This window comes from Ruegeria sp. HKCCA5491 (assembly GCF_013034565.1).
GTDB lineage: Bacteria > Pseudomonadota > Alphaproteobacteria > Rhodobacterales > Rhodobacteraceae > Ruegeria.
Map to the genome: position 1 here is coordinate 1 of NZ_WQGG01000001.1, position 17624 is coordinate 17624.

Genomic DNA, 17624 nt, shown 5'->3' on the forward strand with positions numbered 1-17624 from the left:
AGGCACCGACACCGTGTCGACCAACTGAATCTATCAGGGAGCTAAAGACAGGTTTCATCAGAGTACTCGACGTTCGTTAGCAGTGCAGCGTATGACCGCCTTGAGCCCAAAGTTACCAGGTGCTGCGTTGCACATAAGGCGGCACTCATTTACACAACCCCGCTTTTCAACCACGTAGAGTAGAGAACTAGTGGGACCGTTCTCACAACTCCGGTTGCTCAAAAACATAGAGCCGCGATTTTTTGGTATCGTCTGTCAGGATATAGAGAAGCCCCCTAGTCTCATCGAGAGCGATCCCTTCGGGATGTTTAACTTCCTTTTGTTTACCATCTTCTATGAACGTCAAGCTGATAGTCTTTGCGGACTTGGACTCTGGATTGTAGACGAAGATTTGACGCCCTTTATCACTCAGAATCCAAAGTAGACCTGAGGTCGCTGACCAAGCCAAACCGCTTACATCCAGTTCATCGTCCTTTACGCGATCAGACATAAAACCAGATTCGCGATCCAAAGGGATGATTTCATCAATCTCAGTTAGCTCTGAGGACAATACCAACAACAGCCGGGGCTGTCCTTCGATAACCACGAAAACTCGCCCGGTGTCCGGATCGACGGTGATGCCCTCAGGTCCCTTGTTCAAAGGATTGCCGACGAGTAATTCAGCGGCGGTCGGGTAACCTTTAAGAGATGCGAGAGGTATTGTCGTCAGTTGAATGGGGTCAGTTGGGTGAACGACTAGGATTGATCGGTCAGTTTCTTGAAGCACCAAAACAGACCCATCCTTTCGAGGTGCAACACCCTCCAAATCTGATCCTGCCAATGCTGGCAACCTGAAAGAGTTTCCTAATACTCCGTCGGCTCCGAGTAGGTGCAGTTTAGGTTCGGCGTCACTTACAGACCACAAGAAACCTTCAGCGTTAGACATTGCCAAACCGGAAGGCTCTGAAAATCCCTCTGAATTGTCTGCCACCTTGAATTTATCGACCAGAACCAAACCAGCACTTTCGGCGTAGGCAAAATCGGTCCAAGGCAAGAAGGCTGCCGCAACCAAGCTGGCCGCAAAAGCGAGTCGTCTAAGTTTGCAGAAACACCGTGAAATTTCAGCTTTTGACGAAAACACTCTGTTTTCTGTCATTGGATTCTCTCGCGCTTGGACCATATCCCTGTATCAGCGTTCGTATCACAATCCGGATACGATGTCCGAGGAATGCACTGAAATCTCTTTACCTGATCCCGCCTGTTGCGATTGAATTGAATAGGGCACGATGTGCCTTTTGTGAAGCGTAAGCCTTTGGCGTGAGCAGGAAGGAAGACAAGTTGAATACGACCCTCACATTTGTGACCGTGTTGTTGATGCTGCTGTTGCCAGGTGCTGCGGTGTCACAAGTCGACCCTGCGACGATGCTGGCCGGGGCTTCGGGGTCGGAAATCGTTATCGAACGCCGGTGGACGCAGTTTCGTGGCAAACAGGAACTGTATTTCTTTACTCTCGATGTGATCGTTACGATCGTTCTGGCTGGCTTGATCGTCTATCATCCGGTGAGACGTAAAGCCCGTAGAAGTGTCAGCGATATCGTCATGCCGCGACTGTTCTTCCTTTATGCGCTTGTCGGCATGGCGGTTGGGTTTCTGGTAGTTCAGCACGGTTCAATGATCGGTTTCGTTATCTTTGGCATCGGCGCGTTGCTCAGGTTCCGCTCCAATCTCGATGATCCGGTGGACACTGTCGAAATGATAATCGTGACCGTTCTTGGTCTTGCGGTCGGTCTGGGCTTGCCGCTGATGGCCACACTGGTGGCGGTTGTATGTTGGTGTTTCATTTGGCTTGGTGGAAGAAACAAGGGTGTAGAGATTTCCCTCAAGGCCTCAGACGAAGAGCACTCGTTGAATGTCAGCGGCGCCATTGAAACTATGGCCGCAAACGCTGGATGGAAGCTGGTCAGAAAACACCACGTCCCCGGAAAATCTCGCGTTTCATTGCTGTTCATCACCTCGGGTGGACTTTCAGAAGCTCGGATAGAAGAGATGATAAACGATCTGGTTCCTGAAAAAGTTGAACTGAAACTCAACCTCTAGTCATTTAACAAGGTCTAAACGTTTCAACACCGCGTTCGGGGATCTGATCTCTTTCGGGAGCGACTTGAAGTTTACCGAACTTTCGAAATCAGGCCCTCGATATACTGCTATCCCAAACTCTCCGTTTGGCTGGAACGTAACATGAGTGAAGCTGTGAGGTGATCTGGCTTTTGAGCCAATAAGCCGCCGCGGGCCACCCCCCAAACAAGCTTGAGAGACGTAAACTACCCCGTCTTTCCAACCGGGATAGAAGGCATGATGGTGGCCTGACAGATGCAGAACGACACCGCTTTCCAAATAGATTTTTTCAAGTGTTGGGTCACCGATGATTTCGCGTTCGCGCTGGATCGCGAACGGCCAAAGTGGGAGGTGACTGAAAGTGACAATCGGGTCTCCGTCTGCACCCAGTTCCTGTAGGCGGTCCTGCTGGTCACCGGACAGGGCTCCTAGGGTTGTTGCATCCAGAGACGCAAACGTAATGCCCTGCATCTCAAATGCGTAGAAGAACGGGTAGTCATTTGAAACTAGGAAATCGACGTCTGGTTTTCTCGGAGTCCATTCCTCGGCGTATATTTTTCTTTCACGCTCAAACCCACGGTACGCAGAGGCATCATGGTTTCCTGGCGTGACCGCAAATGGAATGCCGGCAACCTCTAAAGGATCTGATACGGCCTCGTGAAACGCCTTCCACATATCCCTGACCTGTTTATCGGACAAGTTGGGAATGCGCTGTCCCGCAACCATATCTCCGGTCGAAATAACCAGATCTGGATCAATCTCGATTATGCGCTCAATCGCTTTGTCGACACGGGCATCGTACCTTACCGAACCGTAGCTTCCATTCAGATCCGATATGACGATAACTTCCAATGCCGCCGCTTTGCAGGCGATCAGAGCGGTCCAAATGAACGCCGCAAAAAGCGTAGTAAGCCTACGGGTCATTACAATCCACTGTCTCTACCTCGGTGTCGTCTCTCGAAAAGAATGCGACAGGGTCTAAGTCGAACATCAAATCACCACTAGAACAATTGTTCTGGAGGATGGACGTTGCCAACGCGGTGTTATTCACAACTTGGGCAACCTGCCTATCTGACAACCCAAAGCTCTGCGACAACCATTCATAAACCGGGCCTTGCGATTGAAGGTCATTATTCAATGCAACCAAGCGCCGGTAGGTGCTTGGAGAGAAGTGCCGCATTTTTTCCAGCATTTGAGTAGATTTCGCGAAGTTGGCATATTCTACCCGCCCACCAGCGTCGTTGTCGTTTAGATTGCTGCGACGGATCAATAATGCGTCGGCGGGAACATCTCCATTGTTGGGCTGATGGTGCTTGGCCTTCCTATGCTTCAGGTCTCCGTCTTCGACCCAATACCAATAGGGTGTGAAGTCTATGTTTCCTACGCGGTCCTGCTGGCTAAAGATGAAATCGAGGAGAACAATCTCGGTAAGTTCTTGCATCCAAAATGCCATCTGTTGGTCGCTGACATCGGGACCGAGATCCTTGTTGATCATCCGGTCTCTTCGACCTTCTTTAACGCCCTCTGCAATGGCCTCTGACAAGGGTTTCGAAGAACGCAAAGCCAAGAAAGCAGGAGTTTCCTGAAAATCGCGGTTCTGACCTTTCCCCCAACCAGATTTACGGGTGCCGTTGATTTCCGAGCCGTATCGATGCCCAGGGCTATCAAGCAGCACACCGTATATTTGCGTTCGATCTGCGGTGAACAGATCGTCGGTTGGCTGGTATGAGTTCGGGTCAGCATCCGCAGCTGCGAAGACCCGCCAGCCTTCGTGGTTCATGCGCCCGCCATGAGAGCCACCAGAAATCGCAAGGCCAGGCTCGGCGACCTCGGAAAAATGCGCCTGAGCGTCCATGCTACGCCAAACGGCGACTGGAACTTTGACGGTCGCATCAAAATATCTGGAAAAATGATAATAAAGCAGCGACGAGGTAGAAAATGTTCCACTGGTGCCCTTTTGGTTCATGGTGGACTTGAATTTTGCCACCCTGTCCTTGGCTAGATCATTTGCTGCCTTCCCCTCTTTGCAAGCGTTTCTCTCGAATTCAGAACGGTTTCCTACGTAAGGTCCTGCCGAAATATCGTAGACTGCCATTCCTGGGCTGGTGCTCCAGGTTTTTGGGCAAATAGCAATTTCGGAGGCATAGAAATCGATCTCGCAATAGGCCGTTTCTTCCTCAAGATCGCTTTTCTTATACTCGCCCGCTGGAACTTTTTCGATCCGAATACAGCGTTCAGTAACGCCGTTGGGACTATCAAATGTCGTGGCTTCACCGAGAACATCGTCGTTCGCCCACAAGACAGTGGGTGCAATTAAAGCAAGTGACCCCAGAAGATTGAACTTCATTTGGATAGTCCTCCCAATATCATTTGGGGCAAATCGCTGCCTGTTGCTCGTTGGAGATCTTCAATTTTGGGTCGACACTGAAGTTGGAAAATTTTGAGTCAATCCACTGGTCGCACCCGCCTGAACAAGGGGCTCCGTTTCGGGCATCATTCCAATATTCCTTGGCCCTTTCTTCTGTCCAACCGCAAAACTGAACGAGCGCCATCGCCGACAAAGCACCTGAGGAATGAACGCCCCACATGCAGTGCACCAGAACAGGGCCCTTTCCAGGGTTTTGAATCACCTCGTGTATGGACGCCATGACAGCATCGGGTCGGGAGGATCTGGCGCTCTGATAGTCAAAGGATCCGTTTCCGCAGCTGGTGCGACCGTATTCAGTGTTTTTGCCGAAGTCGACATAAAACCCTGTTGAAAACCCTTCACTGCACAGAGTTTCGCGTTGACCTTCACTTAGGCCAGTTCGATCCTTGTCGCCGCCCTTGAAACCGGATCGATACAACACTCCGCTTAAGACTGGGCGAAAGAAAGTGACACCATCAATGCCTCCGTCACCACCCTTTGAAAGCATTTGACTGTTGCTTGGACCGCCATTTCGACTGGTCACGTCAGAATTCGCAGCGGTTGCGAGAACACCAATGAATATGAGGGACGCCAAGAACCGCATGCCAAATCCTTTCTATTCTTGAACCTTTAATGCTCAAACTCTTGCGACCTAATAGTCTCTCGGAAAGGCTAGTTCATGACAACCATATCAAGTGGGTAAATAGCTTTCCGCTGTGAAACTTTAGATTGGCCACACGAGATTGATGATAACGACGACTACGAAGTAGGCTAGAACAACTTTCCAGTTCCATTGGTGTTTGTTTTCTTCGTTGATCACGCCAGCCGATTTCAATGCCAGGTTAGTGATGATTAAGGCGACAACGATGACCGCCGCGTGTGCCAGGTCGAATTGCAAGTTTGGGCTCCTTCTCTTGGATTTGGGATTGATGAAAATGTGTCAGCAGTTACCTGATGGCAGCATAGCTACATCTGAGTACCTTCCATCAGATGTCGAGATCCGAGCACATGCACCAGTATCCTTGTTAAACCAGTACGAGGTCAAACCTTCGCTTCGGATGAGTTCAAATCCGAGACTCTGGATGCCCATTTCAGCTTGGCCCGCTCTTGCCCCTTCAAATGACGAAAGATCGCTAGAGCTGCCCACAGTTGGTGCACTTGCATCCACTGATCCGCCACTCTCATCGCATGCTGCCAGTGCAGAAATACATACCGCGCCAATCACCATTAGGACATTGGTTCTCATGTGTTTTTTCCTGGCTGTTTTGGGAACGTGTTCAAGGGCTTCTGGTCGATCACCTATTCAATTCCGAAAATTACGTTGTAGTCGACGGAAGAGTTGCTGCGATTGATAACCTCCACAACATGATCACCAGATTGCCAAAGCTGCCCTCGATACTCCTTGTCCGCCGACATCAATCCCAACAGTTCAGAACCATCGGGGTTGCGAATAACGTAGTCCAAGGAGCCATTTCGCGGAGCAACGCGGACGTAAAGAAACTGTTCGTTTTTCGCACCAAGAACATATTGCTGCGACGCTCCGGGCGCGAGTTCACCAACGAGTTCTGCGCCAGTGGAACCAGGATCAAATTTGACACGCTGGCTACCAGTAGAACCTGCGGCACCTGCCATGGCTCCACCGCCATCGTCCATCGCCTCGACAACCGACATCTCTCCAATGCTTCCATCCTTGTACGCAATGCATCGCCAAAGTGTTCCACCTGCATCACGCAGCATGACGAGCGTACCAGCTTCCGAGAACTGAGAGCTTTCAATCGTTCCGGATTGACCGTCTGGTCCACCAACCTGCCGCAAATGGTCGATACAAGCGTCGTCGGCTTCTGACATTGCAAAAGCAGCTGTGCTCGCGATTGCGAACATGGGTGTGAGGAGCTTGAGTAAAACGAGTTTCATCAGATGGTTCCCTGCTGGCTTGTCCTTACTGTTTTGTTCCGTACAAAGCGGAACCTCATTTAGCTTCTCGTAACTTTGACAGAAACTCATCGCATGCCTGTGCGCTGCCGACGATCTCGCCTGTCGTTTCAATTCCTTGCAGAGATGCCATCTCGGAATTTACGCGATTGAGGATCTGATCCGCTTGCTCGGCGGTGATAAGGTTCTCGGCTTGTGCTCCTTTCAATGTGGTGCAGACACCGGCGGACAAGCCTGTCGCAATACCGACACCCACCGCGGCCCCACCACCCAAGGTCATAGCCCCAACCACGCCAAGGATGAGCCCGATCACAATTCCCAAGATCACTTTTCCCATGTTTTCCTCCCTTTTGGTGAGACAGAGGTCCGCTTTCATTTCTAGTGTAAACTGCGAGCCCACCTGCAAATGAAAACCAGCGCCAAAATGTTGAGCACCGGTGCAATCGCCGCGAACCATGGCTTGGCGGACTCCGAAACTAAGTCCGCTACAAGTATCCAAGGTAGTCCCAACGGCAGTAGGAACGCTCCGGACAAAGGGTCTCGTTCCTGTCCCAACCAGCCAAATGTGCCCGTCAAGAATGCAACCAACGCCAATAGGTACAGGACCGAGAATACGATGATGGTGGTTCTACAAACCAAGTCGAGCCTCAGAAGACCAAGCCAGTGCTGCGCAGCCGATTTCAGCTACGCAGCAGACAGGTCACAATGCGCCTTCGTCGCCCAGGAACTCGATTCCAGCTGTTGCGCCATCACTGTAAGCAATGCAATTCCAAGGAGCACGATCCTCGCCTACGCCGACTGTGACCTGTGTTCCCGCCTCGCTAAACGCGGATGAGAGCACCACGACTTGCGAATTGTTCGTCGTGTTGGCTACATCTCGCAAACACGCCTGCTGAGCCGGCGTGAGTTCGGCGGACGCACTTGATGTACTCGTATCGTCGCAGGCCGCAAGCAGTGCGAAACATGTCGCGCCCGCAATCATCACCATCTTGTTGGTCATCTTCTTCTCCCTCTGGTTCCCTTGAAATTAGTGAAATTGGATGCGCTTGTTTGAAGCTCTCGCGTCTGTGCAGCCAATTGAACATACCTTGATCCTGTGACTACCTTTCCCAAAACTTGCCGCGGTGGGCTTGGTCGGCGGGACGATATTTCGTTGACTATCGGGGCCGATATTAACGTGTGAAGGCCGAATGAAGTCGCTAGCAAATGCTAGAGCAAACTCTGGAAAGAGAGCGAGTACGTTTAGTCTGAGCATCGCGTCCTCCCAGCGCTCAATCATTGTAAAGTGCCTTCCGACCGCTAGCACTCACTCCAGCAGTCGAAAGGGCTCGGCACAGCGAGCAGCAACGACGACAACGGAGGTAAAATAAAGTTGTGTCGAATTCGCATGTTTGAATCTAATTTTTAGAAAATCAATATTTTTTCCGCGCGTAAATTTCCCTACGCTCTCGTACGATAGGCCTCTGCGTTCAAACAAAAAAGTAAGTGGGAGCTACGAGTGTGTTCGCCTGAGCGGCGAAGCGATTTGAGGCCGCACAAAAACAATGAAGGGATTGAAAGATGGGATTTGGTGAAGCCGTTAAGACGTGTTTCTCGAAATACTTCCAGTTCTCCGGTCGGGCTATACGCTCAGAATACTGGTGGTTCTTCTTGTTTGTGGTTCTCGTGAGTGCCGCTTTAGCTGTGCTGGATACGATCATATTCGGGACCAACCCCGAAACAGGCCAGGGATCTCGGGTCCTGTCCTCTGTTTTCCAGCTGGCTGTTCTCATACCTATGCTGGCCGCCGGTTGGCGAAGGCTACATGATACAGGACGACCTGGCTGGTATTTGCTGCTGCCGATGGCGCTCAGCATTACAACGCTATTTGTTATGCTGGGTGGGGTGGCGTTCTTCTCTGTATTGGAGCAAGGGACCGAGAACCCTGACGCATTGCGAGGACCTGCGGCCGTCCTGGGCGTAACCGGTATTGTTGTTGTCTCAATTCTTCAGTTGGTTCTGTCCATTCTGATGATCTGGTGGTTGACGCGCCCTTCGGAAGAAGGCGCAAACGAATACGGCGAACCTGTTTCCTGACCTGGTTGTCCAGGCAATTGGCTGGAATCTCTGCTGAACGACAGCGCGAACCGTAACTCCATGGAGAGAAAAAATGAGCTTCAAAACGATTTCCACTGGGACGCTGATGGTGGTTATGGCGACTACAGCATCAGCGGAGTGGTCGTTTAGTTCCGGGCTCAATCCCAATGCATTTATTCAATCTGGAAACATGACGCTGGAACTTCAGTGTAACCGTATCCGCTTTGCACCGGCAGGATATGAGGACAGCCAGGACATTGTGGAGAAGCAGGGGCTTTCCATTCGATTTTTGAAGAACGGCACCACCGAAGTTGGGGCATTTCAAGTTGGCGCAGAAAACGCGGCTTTGCAGATCGTCGACAATTTTCCTGTCGAGGTCAGTTTCAATAGTCAGCAAGACTATGGTTTTGTGCTGGACCAGCTTGCGGCCAATGCGTCGGTTAATTTGTCGATGATTGATCAAGATGTTAGCTACGGAATTTTTGACTTGAAAGGTTCCAGCGCAGCAATTCGGTCCCTTCGTTCTGCGTGCGATTCAGAAGTTAGCCAAGAGACGTCCTACGAAGCGCCCGAAGGCATCGTCTATTGTGGTGGCGGGGCGATAGAGCGCGTGATCGAACCCGTAATTTTGGACAATCCAGAGGGGGAGTGGGACGCGCGAGTAGCGGTTAACGGCGAGTCGATCAGAGCCATGACAGCCTACAGCTACTTCGGAAACTCTGAGCCACCGGCCGGATTTGTCGTCGCCCTTCTTGGTGAAGACAGGTCTGAATTTCTGATTTTTAACGAAGGCTCGGCAAACTGGCTGGAATACGGGGACTACAGGTATGAACAATGCAACTGAAGCCACCTTCCAACCGGCTGACCAATTGGCAAGCTACTTGAAAAGTTTGGTATCTGCGATCCTGCTTAGTTCGGGCCTGGTTTGGACCTCACCAGTTGTCGCGGCTGACGTTTCGCAACTTCCAACCGGTTTGCAAGCAAAGGTTGATCTGGCGGCGCAGGCATGTGCGAAGTTCAACGACGGTCAGTTTGACTTAGATTGGGGTGCGGTTGAAAGGGTCGATCTCGACGGAGATCTACAACGCGACTGGGTGCTGAATGAGTCGGGTTTTGCGTGTTCGAGCGCCGCATCTCTTTACTGCGGAACTGGCGGATGCATGTCGCACTTCTTGATTGAAGAGGAGGTTCAATCCTTGCTCAACCAGGGCTGGACGGTTGTTGATTTTGGGCGTCAACGCGTTGTTGTTGCGGATATTCATGGATCCAATTGCGACGGAATAAACCCAACGCCTTGCGTCACGGCCAGTGTTTGGGACGCGGTAGCTAAAACGTGGCGCTCGTCTACTGGATATTGGGAGTAAACTGGAATTGGGCACCGTATCAAAGCTTGAGAGCCTGTTTGTTCGATGGGTTCTCTGTAGCATGCAAAGTTATGCACAAACACCGCGCAGAGTTATGGGCAGGATTTCAAGATTTTCTTCAATGAAGTCAATGATGGGAATGCAGCGTTTTCAGCGCACCTATATCCGGTCCCGGAAGTTACAAAGTCCTGTTTCGAATGTCCGCTTTGGGCTGACTGCGGTCCTTTGGAATAAAAATGTGGATGGCTGCAAAGTCCGCAGAGCAGGCATTCATTGAGTTTTGCCGAATGACCGCTTCGAGCCCAAAGCAGACATAGATGATGAGCGCAGCGTTCGTCACTCAGGGCGGGAAGCTGACATTCTCTGTGAGTGCAAATTGGAGGGTCTTTTTTCGCGGAGCAGTCATTTGACTTCCCGGTGGTTCATAAAGTGAACCGCCACTTAACAAATTGCTACGGATCGTGCCCATCATTGGCAAATGGGGGCGGGTCGACCTGAGTCGGCTAAACACTCATTGCGTGGTATAGAATTGATGAAAACATGCACCGACCAGTAAAGATTGCACGATCCGGAAGCAGAGCACGGCCTTCGAATACCAGTTTCGATGCTTCTTGAGCCATTTGGTGTTCATAGTATGCGGAGGCGCAAGGGGGAAGTTTTGACTAAAGTCCTGTTGGTGGAAGACAATGAAATGAACAGCGATATGCTGTCGCGCCGGTTGGAACGCAACGGGTTTCATGTTGTCGTTGCGAGGGACGGGCTGGAAGGCGTGTCCATGGCCGGAGAAGAACGTCCCGACATCATTTTGATGGATATGAGCCTGCCTGAGATTGATGGATGGGAGGCTACACGGCGTATCAAGGCAGCGCCCGAGACGGCCTCGATCCCAGTGGTGGCCCTGACCGCGCACGCGATGGCCAGCGATCGGGAAAAGGCGCTGGAAGCAGGTTGCGACGACTTCGACACCAAACCGGTTGAGTTGAGCCGTTTGCTAGACAAGATGGGGAATCTTCTGCCTACGACCTAAGGAAGAACCGCTCAATCCGCCACCGTTTTGCGTTGGGTGACATAGTAGGTTCTAATCTGACCCTTGCCTTTCACCCTTGTTTCGACAGGTTCAGAGATGTCAAAGCGATGCTCGACCCGTCTGGCGGTGGCCTCAGAAACCTGCACCCGGCCCGGCGCACCCGTTGATTCAAGGCGGCTGGCAAAATTAACAGTGTCTCCCCAGACATCGTAAAGGAAACGGTGCGATCCGATGATACCAGCAACCACCGGCCCGGTATGCACGCCGACCCTGATATGCATCGGGTGGTCCGTTTCAAGGTTCAGCGCCTCGACCTGATCGAGCATCCGAAGCGCCATCTCGACGATCACTTCGGCATGATCTGCGCGACCATCCGGCACCCCGGCGGCAGACATATACGCGTCGCCAATCGTCTTTATCTTTTCAACGCCAAGTTCCGTCGCCGTTTTGTCGAACCCCGAGAAAACCCGGTTCAGATAGGAAACCACCTGTGCCGGGGCGAGCCTGGCTGACATCTCAGTGAAGCCGACGATATCGGAAAAGAGCACGGTGACGTCGTTGTGGCGGTCGGCGATTGTAGCCTCGCCGTCATTAAGACGCGCCACGATTTGTTGCGGCAGAATACTGAGCAGAAGGTCTTTGTACTTTTGCTTTTCCGCTTCCATCATCTCAAGATACTGGCGTTCGCGCTTTCGCCAGCGGTTTTTCTCCAGCGCGGCGCTGATCCGGGCTTGCAACAGGATCGGATTGAAGGGTTTGGGCATGTAATCCTCGGCACCGGCCTCGATGCAGCGCGCGACGCTTTCTATCTCATCAAGAGCAGAAATCATAATGACGGGGATATCATGAAGAGCGTTATCCTTTTTCAACCGTGCCAGAACGTCAAAACCGTTGATGTCCGGCATCATCAGATCGAGCAGAACCAGATCGAACGGCTGGCGGGACAACTCCTCCAGAGCAGAATAGCCGCCGTCGGCAGTCCAGACGCGATGCCCGTCCCGCTTTAACCGGCGGGCGAGCAAGTCCCGGTTGGCTTCGGCATCATCGACGACAAGGATGTTTCCGGTTGATCTGGATGTATCGGCGATTGAAGGCAGGGGCTGCATGCTCTGTACCAGATTGGCAAACATCGCGACCGTTTCGCGTGGCGGTTCAGAGATTTTGAGAGCATCACCCGGCAAACCCGAGAGCGTGTCGATACGTTGTAGCAAGGCGTCGGTGTGATCCAAAAGCCCAAGCAAATCCGGCCTCAGATGTTCTGCGTTCAGGTCCTCTAGATCCTCAAGCATCATCTCGCTGTAGCCTTTGATCGCGTTCATCGGAGTGCGAAGGTCGTGACGAAGCCGTTTCACGCCTTCATCGCCGCTGACCGTCAGCTTTTTCGCCATCTCAGGGTGCAGAAGCTGATCCACCACGGCACTCAGTTCCACCGTTGCCTGGGAAATCCGATCCAGATCCGAGTTGACTTCATCCAAATTCAGTCGCCTGAACTCGCCCTGAAGCAACTCACAAAAACCGACGATGGCACTTACCGGAGAAATGAGGTTTTGACGCAAATTGGCCAGCCACACCGCTTGTGTGTTTTGTGCTTCGTTTTCAGCGCCGTCATTCACGACTTAGTTTCCCCTGCAGAGGCAGGCCGGTGTTTGACCAGAATGTCGTTCAACTGGTTGAGAATGGTTTCAATTTCATCCCCGTTCTTGCTGATCAGTGTCTCGACCAAGCCGCTCAGTCGCGCGCGGTCATCGTTTGACAGGGTCTTCGCGGTGACAACGATGACTGGTATGTCTTTCCAGTCCGAGTTTTTCCTCATCCGCGCCAGAAATTCAAACCCATCCATCTTAGGCATCATGAGATCTAGCAAAATGACGTCCGGTAAGGATGCAGAAAGATGTTGAAGGGCGTCCAGTCCGTTGACTGCTTGTTCGATCTGCCAGCCTTCCTTGCCTAGAACGCGACAGATCAATTCACGCGTTGCAGCCTCGTCTTCAACGACAAGCATCCGGGGCGCTGGCAGGGTCGGACAATGCTCTTTCAGCGCGCTCAGGAGTTCGACCGTGTCGATGGGTTTGCCCAGATATTCGCTGGCACCCAGAGACAGTCCTCGCGTGCGGTCCTCTGCGAATGTCAGCATGATCACCGGGATGTTTGCCAGGTCCGGATCGTCTTTCAGTTTGGACAAAACCGCCCAACCATCGATCTCGGGCATGAACACATCCAGTGTGATGGCGTCAGGCTGGGATTTGCGCGCCAGTTCCAGAGCTTCGTCACCCTTGATCGAGGCAAGAACGCGGTATCCTTCCCTGCGCAGTCTTCGTCCCAAGAGGTCGTGCACCGTAGGGTCATCATCGATCAACAGAACCAATGGCGCGTTTGGATCGCTGTTTGGATTGTCCTCAAAAAACCCGGTTTCCCGTAGCAAATCTGTGGACGGATCTCGGCAGATACGCGGAATGCGAATTGTGAAAGTTGACCCCTCACCGAGAGTGCTGGCGCAATGAATGTCGCCACTCAATTGTGTGCAGAAGACCTTGGTGATCGATAAACCCAGACCGGTACCGCCATAGTTGCGGGTGGTGGAGGAATCCGCTTGAGTAAAAGCATCGAACACTTTGTCGACTTGCTCAGGCGACATGCCGATGCCCTGATCGGAGACTGAAAATTCCAGCTGATCCTGTTCCTTCGATCGTAGAACGGACAGCGTGATTGTTCCGTTTTCGGTGAACTTGCAGGCATTGGACAACAAGTTGAGCAATGCTTGCCTCACTTTGGTCAGATCGCAGACCATATCCCCGACGTTTTTGGCGCACTCAATCTTCAGAGCATTGTTGTTTTTTTCGGCCAGTGGCCTCACCGTTGTGGCAACGTCCTTAATCATTTGAAAAACGTCGAAAGATTCCAGATTGAATTCCATCTTGCCGGCTTCGATCTTGGATAGGTCCAGAATGTCGTTAATCAGCGCAAGTAGGTGTTTCCCGGCAGATTGAATTTTTAGAAGATCGCTCAGATTCGTCTCTTCATTCTGATCGATAGCTTCCTCAAGCATCAACTCACTGTACCCGATGATCGCGTTTAATGGCGTGCGGAGTTCGTGGCTCATATTGGCAAGGAATGTGCTCTTGGTCTTATTCGCAGCTTCAGCATTGTCTTTTGCCACGCGCAGTTCGCTTTCAACTTGCTTCTGAGTGGTAATGTCCCGACCGTAGATATTCGCATAGCCGCCCTCCGGTACCGGCCATAGTAAAAGGGCATAGATCAGACCACCTGCCTCGTATTCGAAGTCTTGCCGTTGATCCTCGTGCAAACCTTTGGTGACCCTTTTGCGCCAACCCGTTCCCACGCGGTCGCCAACCTTCAATTGTAGCGCTTCAATCAGCGGAGTGCTTGCCTTGTTGGCGTATATCAATTTGCCCTGATCAGTGATGCGCAAGACCGGGTTAGGGTTCTCTTCAGGAATGCGCGCCAGTTCTCGCATCCGCTTTTCTGCTTGCTTCAGCTGCGTAACGTCTCGCCCGTACAAGTTGACATGTTTGGCATCCGGCACCGGCCAGAGCAGTAACGAATAGACCATACCGCCAGCATGACATTCAAAATCCTGCCTTTCGTTCTCTTCAAGCCCTCTTACGACGCGCGCTAGCCATTCTTCTGTAACGGCTGCACCGACTTTCATGTTCAACGCTTTCAACATCGGGTCGCTGGCTTTATTCGCAAAGAGCAGCTTTCCGTCGCTACTGATGCACATAACCGGATTGGGGTTTTCCTGGGGGATCTGAGCAAGCTCGGCATTGCGAGCTTCGACCTTCTTCAATTCGGTCACATCGCTGTAGATCGCAACGGTTCCGTTATCACTGGTCTTCCGCTCACTGATCTTGATCCAGCCCCCGGCTGTCCGGCTTTGCATCTGGGTGCCTTCCGGATTGTCGTGGCGTATTAGTCGCTGCGCCAACCATTCTTCTTCACGTCCGACTGCATCTGCGATCACGTTGAGCGACAGTGCTTTGCGAACGACCTGTTCGAATGTCATCCCCGGTTTCACCAGATCTTCGTGCCCTGGATACAGCATCTTGCGATACGTCTCGTTCGCCAGAACCAAACGATCATCGGAATCGTAGAGGGCAAAGCCTTCCGGTATTGTGTTTATTGCATCGACGATCCGGTCCAGCGCCTGCCTCGTTCCAACCGGTTTCGACACATGGTGATCGTCGGATTGGTTCATTTCGCGCTCTCCATCTGGTGAGACCGACACGTCGGTAAGCTACTGTTTTCAGTTGAATTGAAATGCGGTTTCAAAACAAGGCTGTTTCGGCCCGTGTGAGTGCCTCGGGATTGATGTTGACAGAGCCGCTGTTCTGCCGGACCCCGTGAGGCCAATGGTGCAGCTGTGGCCAATGTCCGGAATGCGGGTACGATAGCAGATATCAATCAATCTGCTCAAAGTCGGCTCTGGGCCTTCATCACACATCCCAACAAACTGACTTATCGGCAGTTTTGTCCGCGAAGCAGACATGAGAGAGAGTTGCGCGGAATGACAGCTCTGTGGACAAAGCTGACTTAAATCGTATTAGGAGCTTGACCTGTCTGTAGCTTCTCACTTTAGGATAATCATTACGATCGAGAAACGGTTTGAGCGGAAAAGGTGATTGGCAGTGCGGATTTCGGAACCGGCGGAGAGCGTGGGCCTGTCGCGCACCACGCTACCGAATTACGAGAAGCCCGGGCTACTTAAGGGCGAACGGTTGTCGCGTTTATTCGGACGTCGACCACCAGCGGTTGCGGCCTATGCAGCAGTTTCATCCACGCAGGCTGACCTAGCAGGAGTGTCGGGCTTGTCTCGATGGCAAGCTCGACCGCGATATGCCACGTCAGTGATTCACAGTGATGGACGCGGAAATTGCCGAGAAGCACAAATCGCGCGACCTTCTGGAAGCTCTGCTCGGACAGTCGAACCTCAAAGACTGGCACTAAGAGGTCGAACGCGTCGCGCCCAACACGAATATGGCTGGCTTCCTGGAGATTCTCGCGGGCCCCAACTGGTGGGGCCCGGGAACGGCCGAGGCGAGACGCCGGTGCTTACTTTGGCGCTGAGTGAGCCTGAGACAATCCTCGAAATCGTACGTGACCCTAGCATGGCGACGATGACGTTGGTCGAAGTGACGCAGACACGGATAACCGACACAGACACAGCCGAAGTCGCTTTGGAGCAGCTCAGGTCGCGGATCTTCGTATTTGGGTTCGCCGACCGAAAAGAGGCACAGAACGTCGATATGGTCTATAATTCGGCCAACGAGCACTTATGGGACATGGTCTGGTCTGAGAGTAGCGCCTATATCCTCGCGGTGGAGAAGGCGTTTGCAGACTGGCGCGCACTCCCGCGCCACGGCGACGCGCTCCTCGGCGGCATCTTCTTTACCTGCCGCAACAACGCACGCGACCCGCGCGCATTTTTCATGATTGCCCCCTTGGCCGTCGCTTCAGAACGCCAGGGCGAGGGAATCGGGCAGCGACTGGTCGCCTGCGGCCACGACACGCCCTGTTAGATCGATGGTACGTGATTACTCCGCCTTCTTGCCGGGTGCAGTGCCCGCACGCCGCGAGCCCACGGTGTTGGAACGCCTGGGCTGGGGCCCGGCCTTCGCCAGCCAGATCGACGCCGGAGAATTGACCGAGACGCCTCCGGTGCGCGTTGTCGCCGTGCACCGCAGCGGGTTGCAGGTGGCGGGCGACGGCATCAACGAGACGAGTCCACCAGGACCGGAGGCTACTGTCGGCGACTGGCTGCTACTCGATCGCGCGCGTCCCCGGTCGAGCCGTGTGCTGGAGCGCAAGAGCCTTATTAAGCGCCGGGCGCCAGGAACCAGTCGTGAGGTACAGCTGATCGCGGCAAACATTGACACGGTTTTCGTCGTCACTTCTTGCAATCTGGATTTGAATGTGGCGCGACTGGAACGCTTTGTGGCGGTCGCCTTCGAGGCTGGGATCGAGCCTGTGATCGTGCTGACCAAGGCGGATCTTACCGATTACACCACGCACTATATCGAAGAGGCACAAAAAGTGTCGAACCGAGTACCTGTGGTGGCGCTTGACGCTCGTGGTAAAGAGCCGGAAAAGGCGCTGGCCGACTGGTGCAAACCGGGCCGCACAGTCGCGTTCCTTGGCTCTTCAGGCGTCGGCAAGTCCACTCTGACGAATGCACTCCTTGGCACTCGGGCCATCGCTACCCAAGGTATCCGAGAAGATGATGCCAAAGGCCGGCACACCACGACCACGCGGGAATTACATGTGACCCCAAGTGGTTGCCTCGTCCTCGACACGCCGGGCATGCGTGAACTACAGCTGACCGATGCGGCCACAGGCATCGCCGACGTCTTTGAGGATATCGAAGCGCTGGCAGCGCGCTGCCGCTTCACTGACTGCCAGCACGAAACAGAGCCCGGCTGCGCCGTCTTGTCTGCCATGGAGGACGGCAGCCTCGACCCTGCGCGCCTCGCTCGTTGGCGCAAGCTACAGGCCGAGGACGCCTTCAACTCCGCCAGCCTGGCCGAACGCCGGGAAAAAGATCGAGCTTTCGGTAGGCTCGTCCGCAGTGCAATGAAGGCGAAATCGGATCGAGAGCGATAGGACGCAGCCCTTCCAGTCTGCGCCGCTTATGAGCCGTCATTCGCTCAATCGCGACAAGTGTTAGCCAAGCGGACAAAGTGGACAATTGTTTCGCCCCTCTAAAGCG

At 53.0% G+C, this 17624-nt stretch carries 18 protein-coding genes; 7 read left to right on the forward strand and 11 right to left on the reverse strand.

Annotation, left to right across the window (positions count from 1 at the left end; genetic code table 11):
* Window positions 1-202: 202 nt before the first annotated feature.
* On the reverse strand, window positions 203-1135 hold the full coding sequence (locus GOV88_RS00005) for an SdiA-regulated domain-containing protein (protein ID WP_171239157.1): 933 nt from the start codon (window positions 1133-1135) through the stop codon (window positions 203-205).
* A gap of 182 nt (window positions 1136-1317) precedes the next feature.
* Between GOV88_RS00005 and GOV88_RS00010 the strand changes: the two genes are divergently transcribed.
* A complete protein-coding gene (locus GOV88_RS00010; protein WP_171239158.1) occupies window positions 1318-2076 on the forward strand; it encodes a hypothetical protein in 759 nt (252 codons plus the stop codon).
* On the opposite strand, the gene GOV88_RS00015 is transcribed toward GOV88_RS00010, so the two are convergent.
* The 7 genes from GOV88_RS00015 to GOV88_RS00045 all read right to left on the reverse strand — a co-directional run bounded on the left by GOV88_RS00015 (window position 2077) and on the right by GOV88_RS00045 (window position 7433).
* Window positions 2077-3018 (reverse strand): metallophosphoesterase, encoded by a 942-nt coding sequence (locus GOV88_RS00015; RefSeq protein WP_171239159.1) that lies wholly within the window; start codon window positions 3016-3018, stop codon window positions 2077-2079.
* Window positions 3008-4441, reverse strand: coding sequence for a hypothetical protein (locus GOV88_RS00020; RefSeq protein WP_171239160.1), 1434 nt, complete (start codon window positions 4439-4441; stop codon window positions 3008-3010). Before GOV88_RS00020 ends, GOV88_RS00015 begins: the two co-directional genes overlap by 11 nt.
* 19 nt (window positions 4442-4460) lie before the next feature.
* Entirely contained in the window at window positions 4461-5105 is a 645-nt protein-coding gene (locus GOV88_RS00025) for a hypothetical protein (RefSeq protein WP_171239161.1), read from the reverse strand.
* Window positions 5106-5225: 120 nt separating this feature from the next.
* Window positions 5226-5399 carry a hypothetical protein gene (locus GOV88_RS00030; RefSeq protein ID WP_157054209.1) on the reverse strand — a complete coding sequence of 58 codons (174 nt, stop codon included), beginning with the start codon at window positions 5397-5399 and terminating at the stop codon, window positions 5226-5228.
* A 401-nt stretch (window positions 5400-5800) separates the two neighbouring features.
* The gene (locus tag GOV88_RS00035) at window positions 5801-6415 is read right to left on the reverse strand and encodes a hypothetical protein (protein ID WP_171239162.1); all 615 of its coding nucleotides are present in this window, start codon (window positions 6413-6415) and stop codon (window positions 5801-5803) included.
* Window positions 6416-6470: 55 nt separating this feature from the next.
* The gene (locus GOV88_RS00040) at window positions 6471-6890 is read right to left on the reverse strand and encodes a hypothetical protein (protein ID WP_171239163.1); all 420 of its coding nucleotides are present in this window, start codon (window positions 6888-6890) and stop codon (window positions 6471-6473) included.
* A gap of 243 nt (window positions 6891-7133) precedes the next feature.
* The gene (locus tag GOV88_RS00045; RefSeq protein ID WP_113790467.1) at window positions 7134-7433 is read right to left on the reverse strand and encodes a hypothetical protein; all 300 of its coding nucleotides are present in this window, start codon (window positions 7431-7433) and stop codon (window positions 7134-7136) included.
* A 560-nt stretch (window positions 7434-7993) separates the two neighbouring features.
* Here GOV88_RS00045 and GOV88_RS00050 point away from each other — a divergent pair.
* From GOV88_RS00050 to GOV88_RS00065, 4 genes are all read left to right on the forward strand, one after another.
* On the forward strand, window positions 7994-8509 hold the full coding sequence (locus GOV88_RS00050) for a DUF805 domain-containing protein (protein WP_170357387.1): 516 nt from the start codon (window positions 7994-7996) through the stop codon (window positions 8507-8509).
* A gap of 73 nt (window positions 8510-8582) precedes the next feature.
* Window positions 8583-9353, forward strand: coding sequence for a hypothetical protein (locus GOV88_RS00055; protein ID WP_171239164.1), 771 nt, complete (start codon window positions 8583-8585; stop codon window positions 9351-9353).
* Window positions 9337-9873: a hypothetical protein gene (locus GOV88_RS00060; protein ID WP_171239165.1), complete on the forward strand. Its 537-nt coding sequence runs from the start codon at window positions 9337-9339 to the stop codon at window positions 9871-9873. Before GOV88_RS00055 ends, GOV88_RS00060 begins: the two co-directional genes overlap by 17 nt.
* Window positions 9874-10531: 658 nt before the next feature.
* On the forward strand, window positions 10532-10900 hold the full coding sequence (locus tag GOV88_RS00065) for a response regulator (protein WP_171239166.1): 369 nt from the start codon (window positions 10532-10534) through the stop codon (window positions 10898-10900).
* An 11-nt stretch (window positions 10901-10911) separates the two neighbouring features.
* Here GOV88_RS00065 and GOV88_RS00070 read toward each other — a convergent pair whose 3' ends face one another.
* The 3 genes from GOV88_RS00070 to GOV88_RS00080 all read right to left on the reverse strand — a co-directional run bounded on the left by GOV88_RS00070 (window position 10912) and on the right by GOV88_RS00080 (window position 15862).
* The gene (locus tag GOV88_RS00070; RefSeq protein ID WP_217354417.1) at window positions 10912-12513 is read right to left on the reverse strand and encodes an adenylate/guanylate cyclase domain-containing protein; all 1602 of its coding nucleotides are present in this window, start codon (window positions 12511-12513) and stop codon (window positions 10912-10914) included.
* Window positions 12510-15116: a response regulator gene (locus GOV88_RS00075; protein ID WP_171239167.1), complete on the reverse strand. Its 2607-nt coding sequence runs from the start codon at window positions 15114-15116 to the stop codon at window positions 12510-12512. The genes GOV88_RS00070 and GOV88_RS00075 overlap by 4 nt, the downstream gene beginning before the upstream one ends.
* A gap of 506 nt (window positions 15117-15622) precedes the next feature.
* Entirely contained in the window at window positions 15623-15862 is a 240-nt protein-coding gene (locus GOV88_RS00080) for a hypothetical protein (protein ID WP_171124839.1), read from the reverse strand.
* A gap of 104 nt (window positions 15863-15966) precedes the next feature.
* On the opposite strand from GOV88_RS00080, the gene GOV88_RS00085 reads away from it, so the two are divergent.
* Both GOV88_RS00085 and rsgA read left to right on the forward strand, forming a co-directional pair.
* Window positions 15967-16437 carry a hypothetical protein gene (locus GOV88_RS00085; RefSeq protein WP_171239168.1) on the forward strand — a complete coding sequence of 157 codons (471 nt, stop codon included), beginning with the start codon at window positions 15967-15969 and terminating at the stop codon, window positions 16435-16437.
* Window positions 16438-16441: 4 nt separating this feature from the next.
* Window positions 16442-17518, forward strand: coding sequence for a ribosome small subunit-dependent GTPase A (rsgA, locus tag GOV88_RS00090; protein ID WP_171239169.1), 1077 nt, complete (start codon window positions 16442-16444; stop codon window positions 17516-17518).
* Window positions 17519-17624: the final 106 nt, after the last annotated feature.

Bases quoted from the DNA above. Each gene is read 5' to 3' on its own strand.
- GOV88_RS00005 (WP_171239157.1), bottom strand. From the start codon at position 1,135: ATGACAGAAAACAGAGTGTTTTCGTCAAAAGCTGAAATTTCACGGTGT.
- GOV88_RS00015 (WP_171239159.1), bottom strand. From the start codon at position 3,018: ATGACCCGTAGGCTTACTACGCTTTTTGCGGCGTTCATTTGGACCGCT.
- GOV88_RS00020 (WP_171239160.1), bottom strand. From the start codon at position 4,441: ATGAAGTTCAATCTTCTGGGGTCACTTGCTTTAATTGCACCCACTGTC.
- GOV88_RS00025 (WP_171239161.1), bottom strand. From the start codon at position 5,105: ATGCGGTTCTTGGCGTCCCTCATATTCATTGGTGTTCTCGCAACCGCT.
- GOV88_RS00035 (WP_171239162.1), bottom strand. From the start codon at position 6,415: ATGAAACTCGTTTTACTCAAGCTCCTCACACCCATGTTCGCAATCGCG.
- GOV88_RS00040 (WP_171239163.1), bottom strand. From the start codon at position 6,890: ATGGTTCGCGGCGATTGCACCGGTGCTCAACATTTTGGCGCTGGTTTT.
- GOV88_RS00045 (WP_113790467.1), bottom strand. From the start codon at position 7,433: ATGACCAACAAGATGGTGATGATTGCGGGCGCGACATGTTTCGCACTG.
- GOV88_RS00050 (WP_170357387.1), top strand. From the start codon at position 7,994: ATGGGATTTGGTGAAGCCGTTAAGACGTGTTTCTCGAAATACTTCCAG.
- GOV88_RS00055 (WP_171239164.1), top strand. From the start codon at position 8,583: ATGAGCTTCAAAACGATTTCCACTGGGACGCTGATGGTGGTTATGGCG.
- GOV88_RS00060 (WP_171239165.1), top strand. From the start codon at position 9,337: ATGAACAATGCAACTGAAGCCACCTTCCAACCGGCTGACCAATTGGCA.
- GOV88_RS00075 (WP_171239167.1), bottom strand. From the start codon at position 15,116: ATGAACCAATCCGACGATCACCATGTGTCGAAACCGGTTGGAACGAGG.
- rsgA (WP_171239169.1), top strand. From the start codon at position 16,442: ATGGTACGTGATTACTCCGCCTTCTTGCCGGGTGCAGTGCCCGCACGC.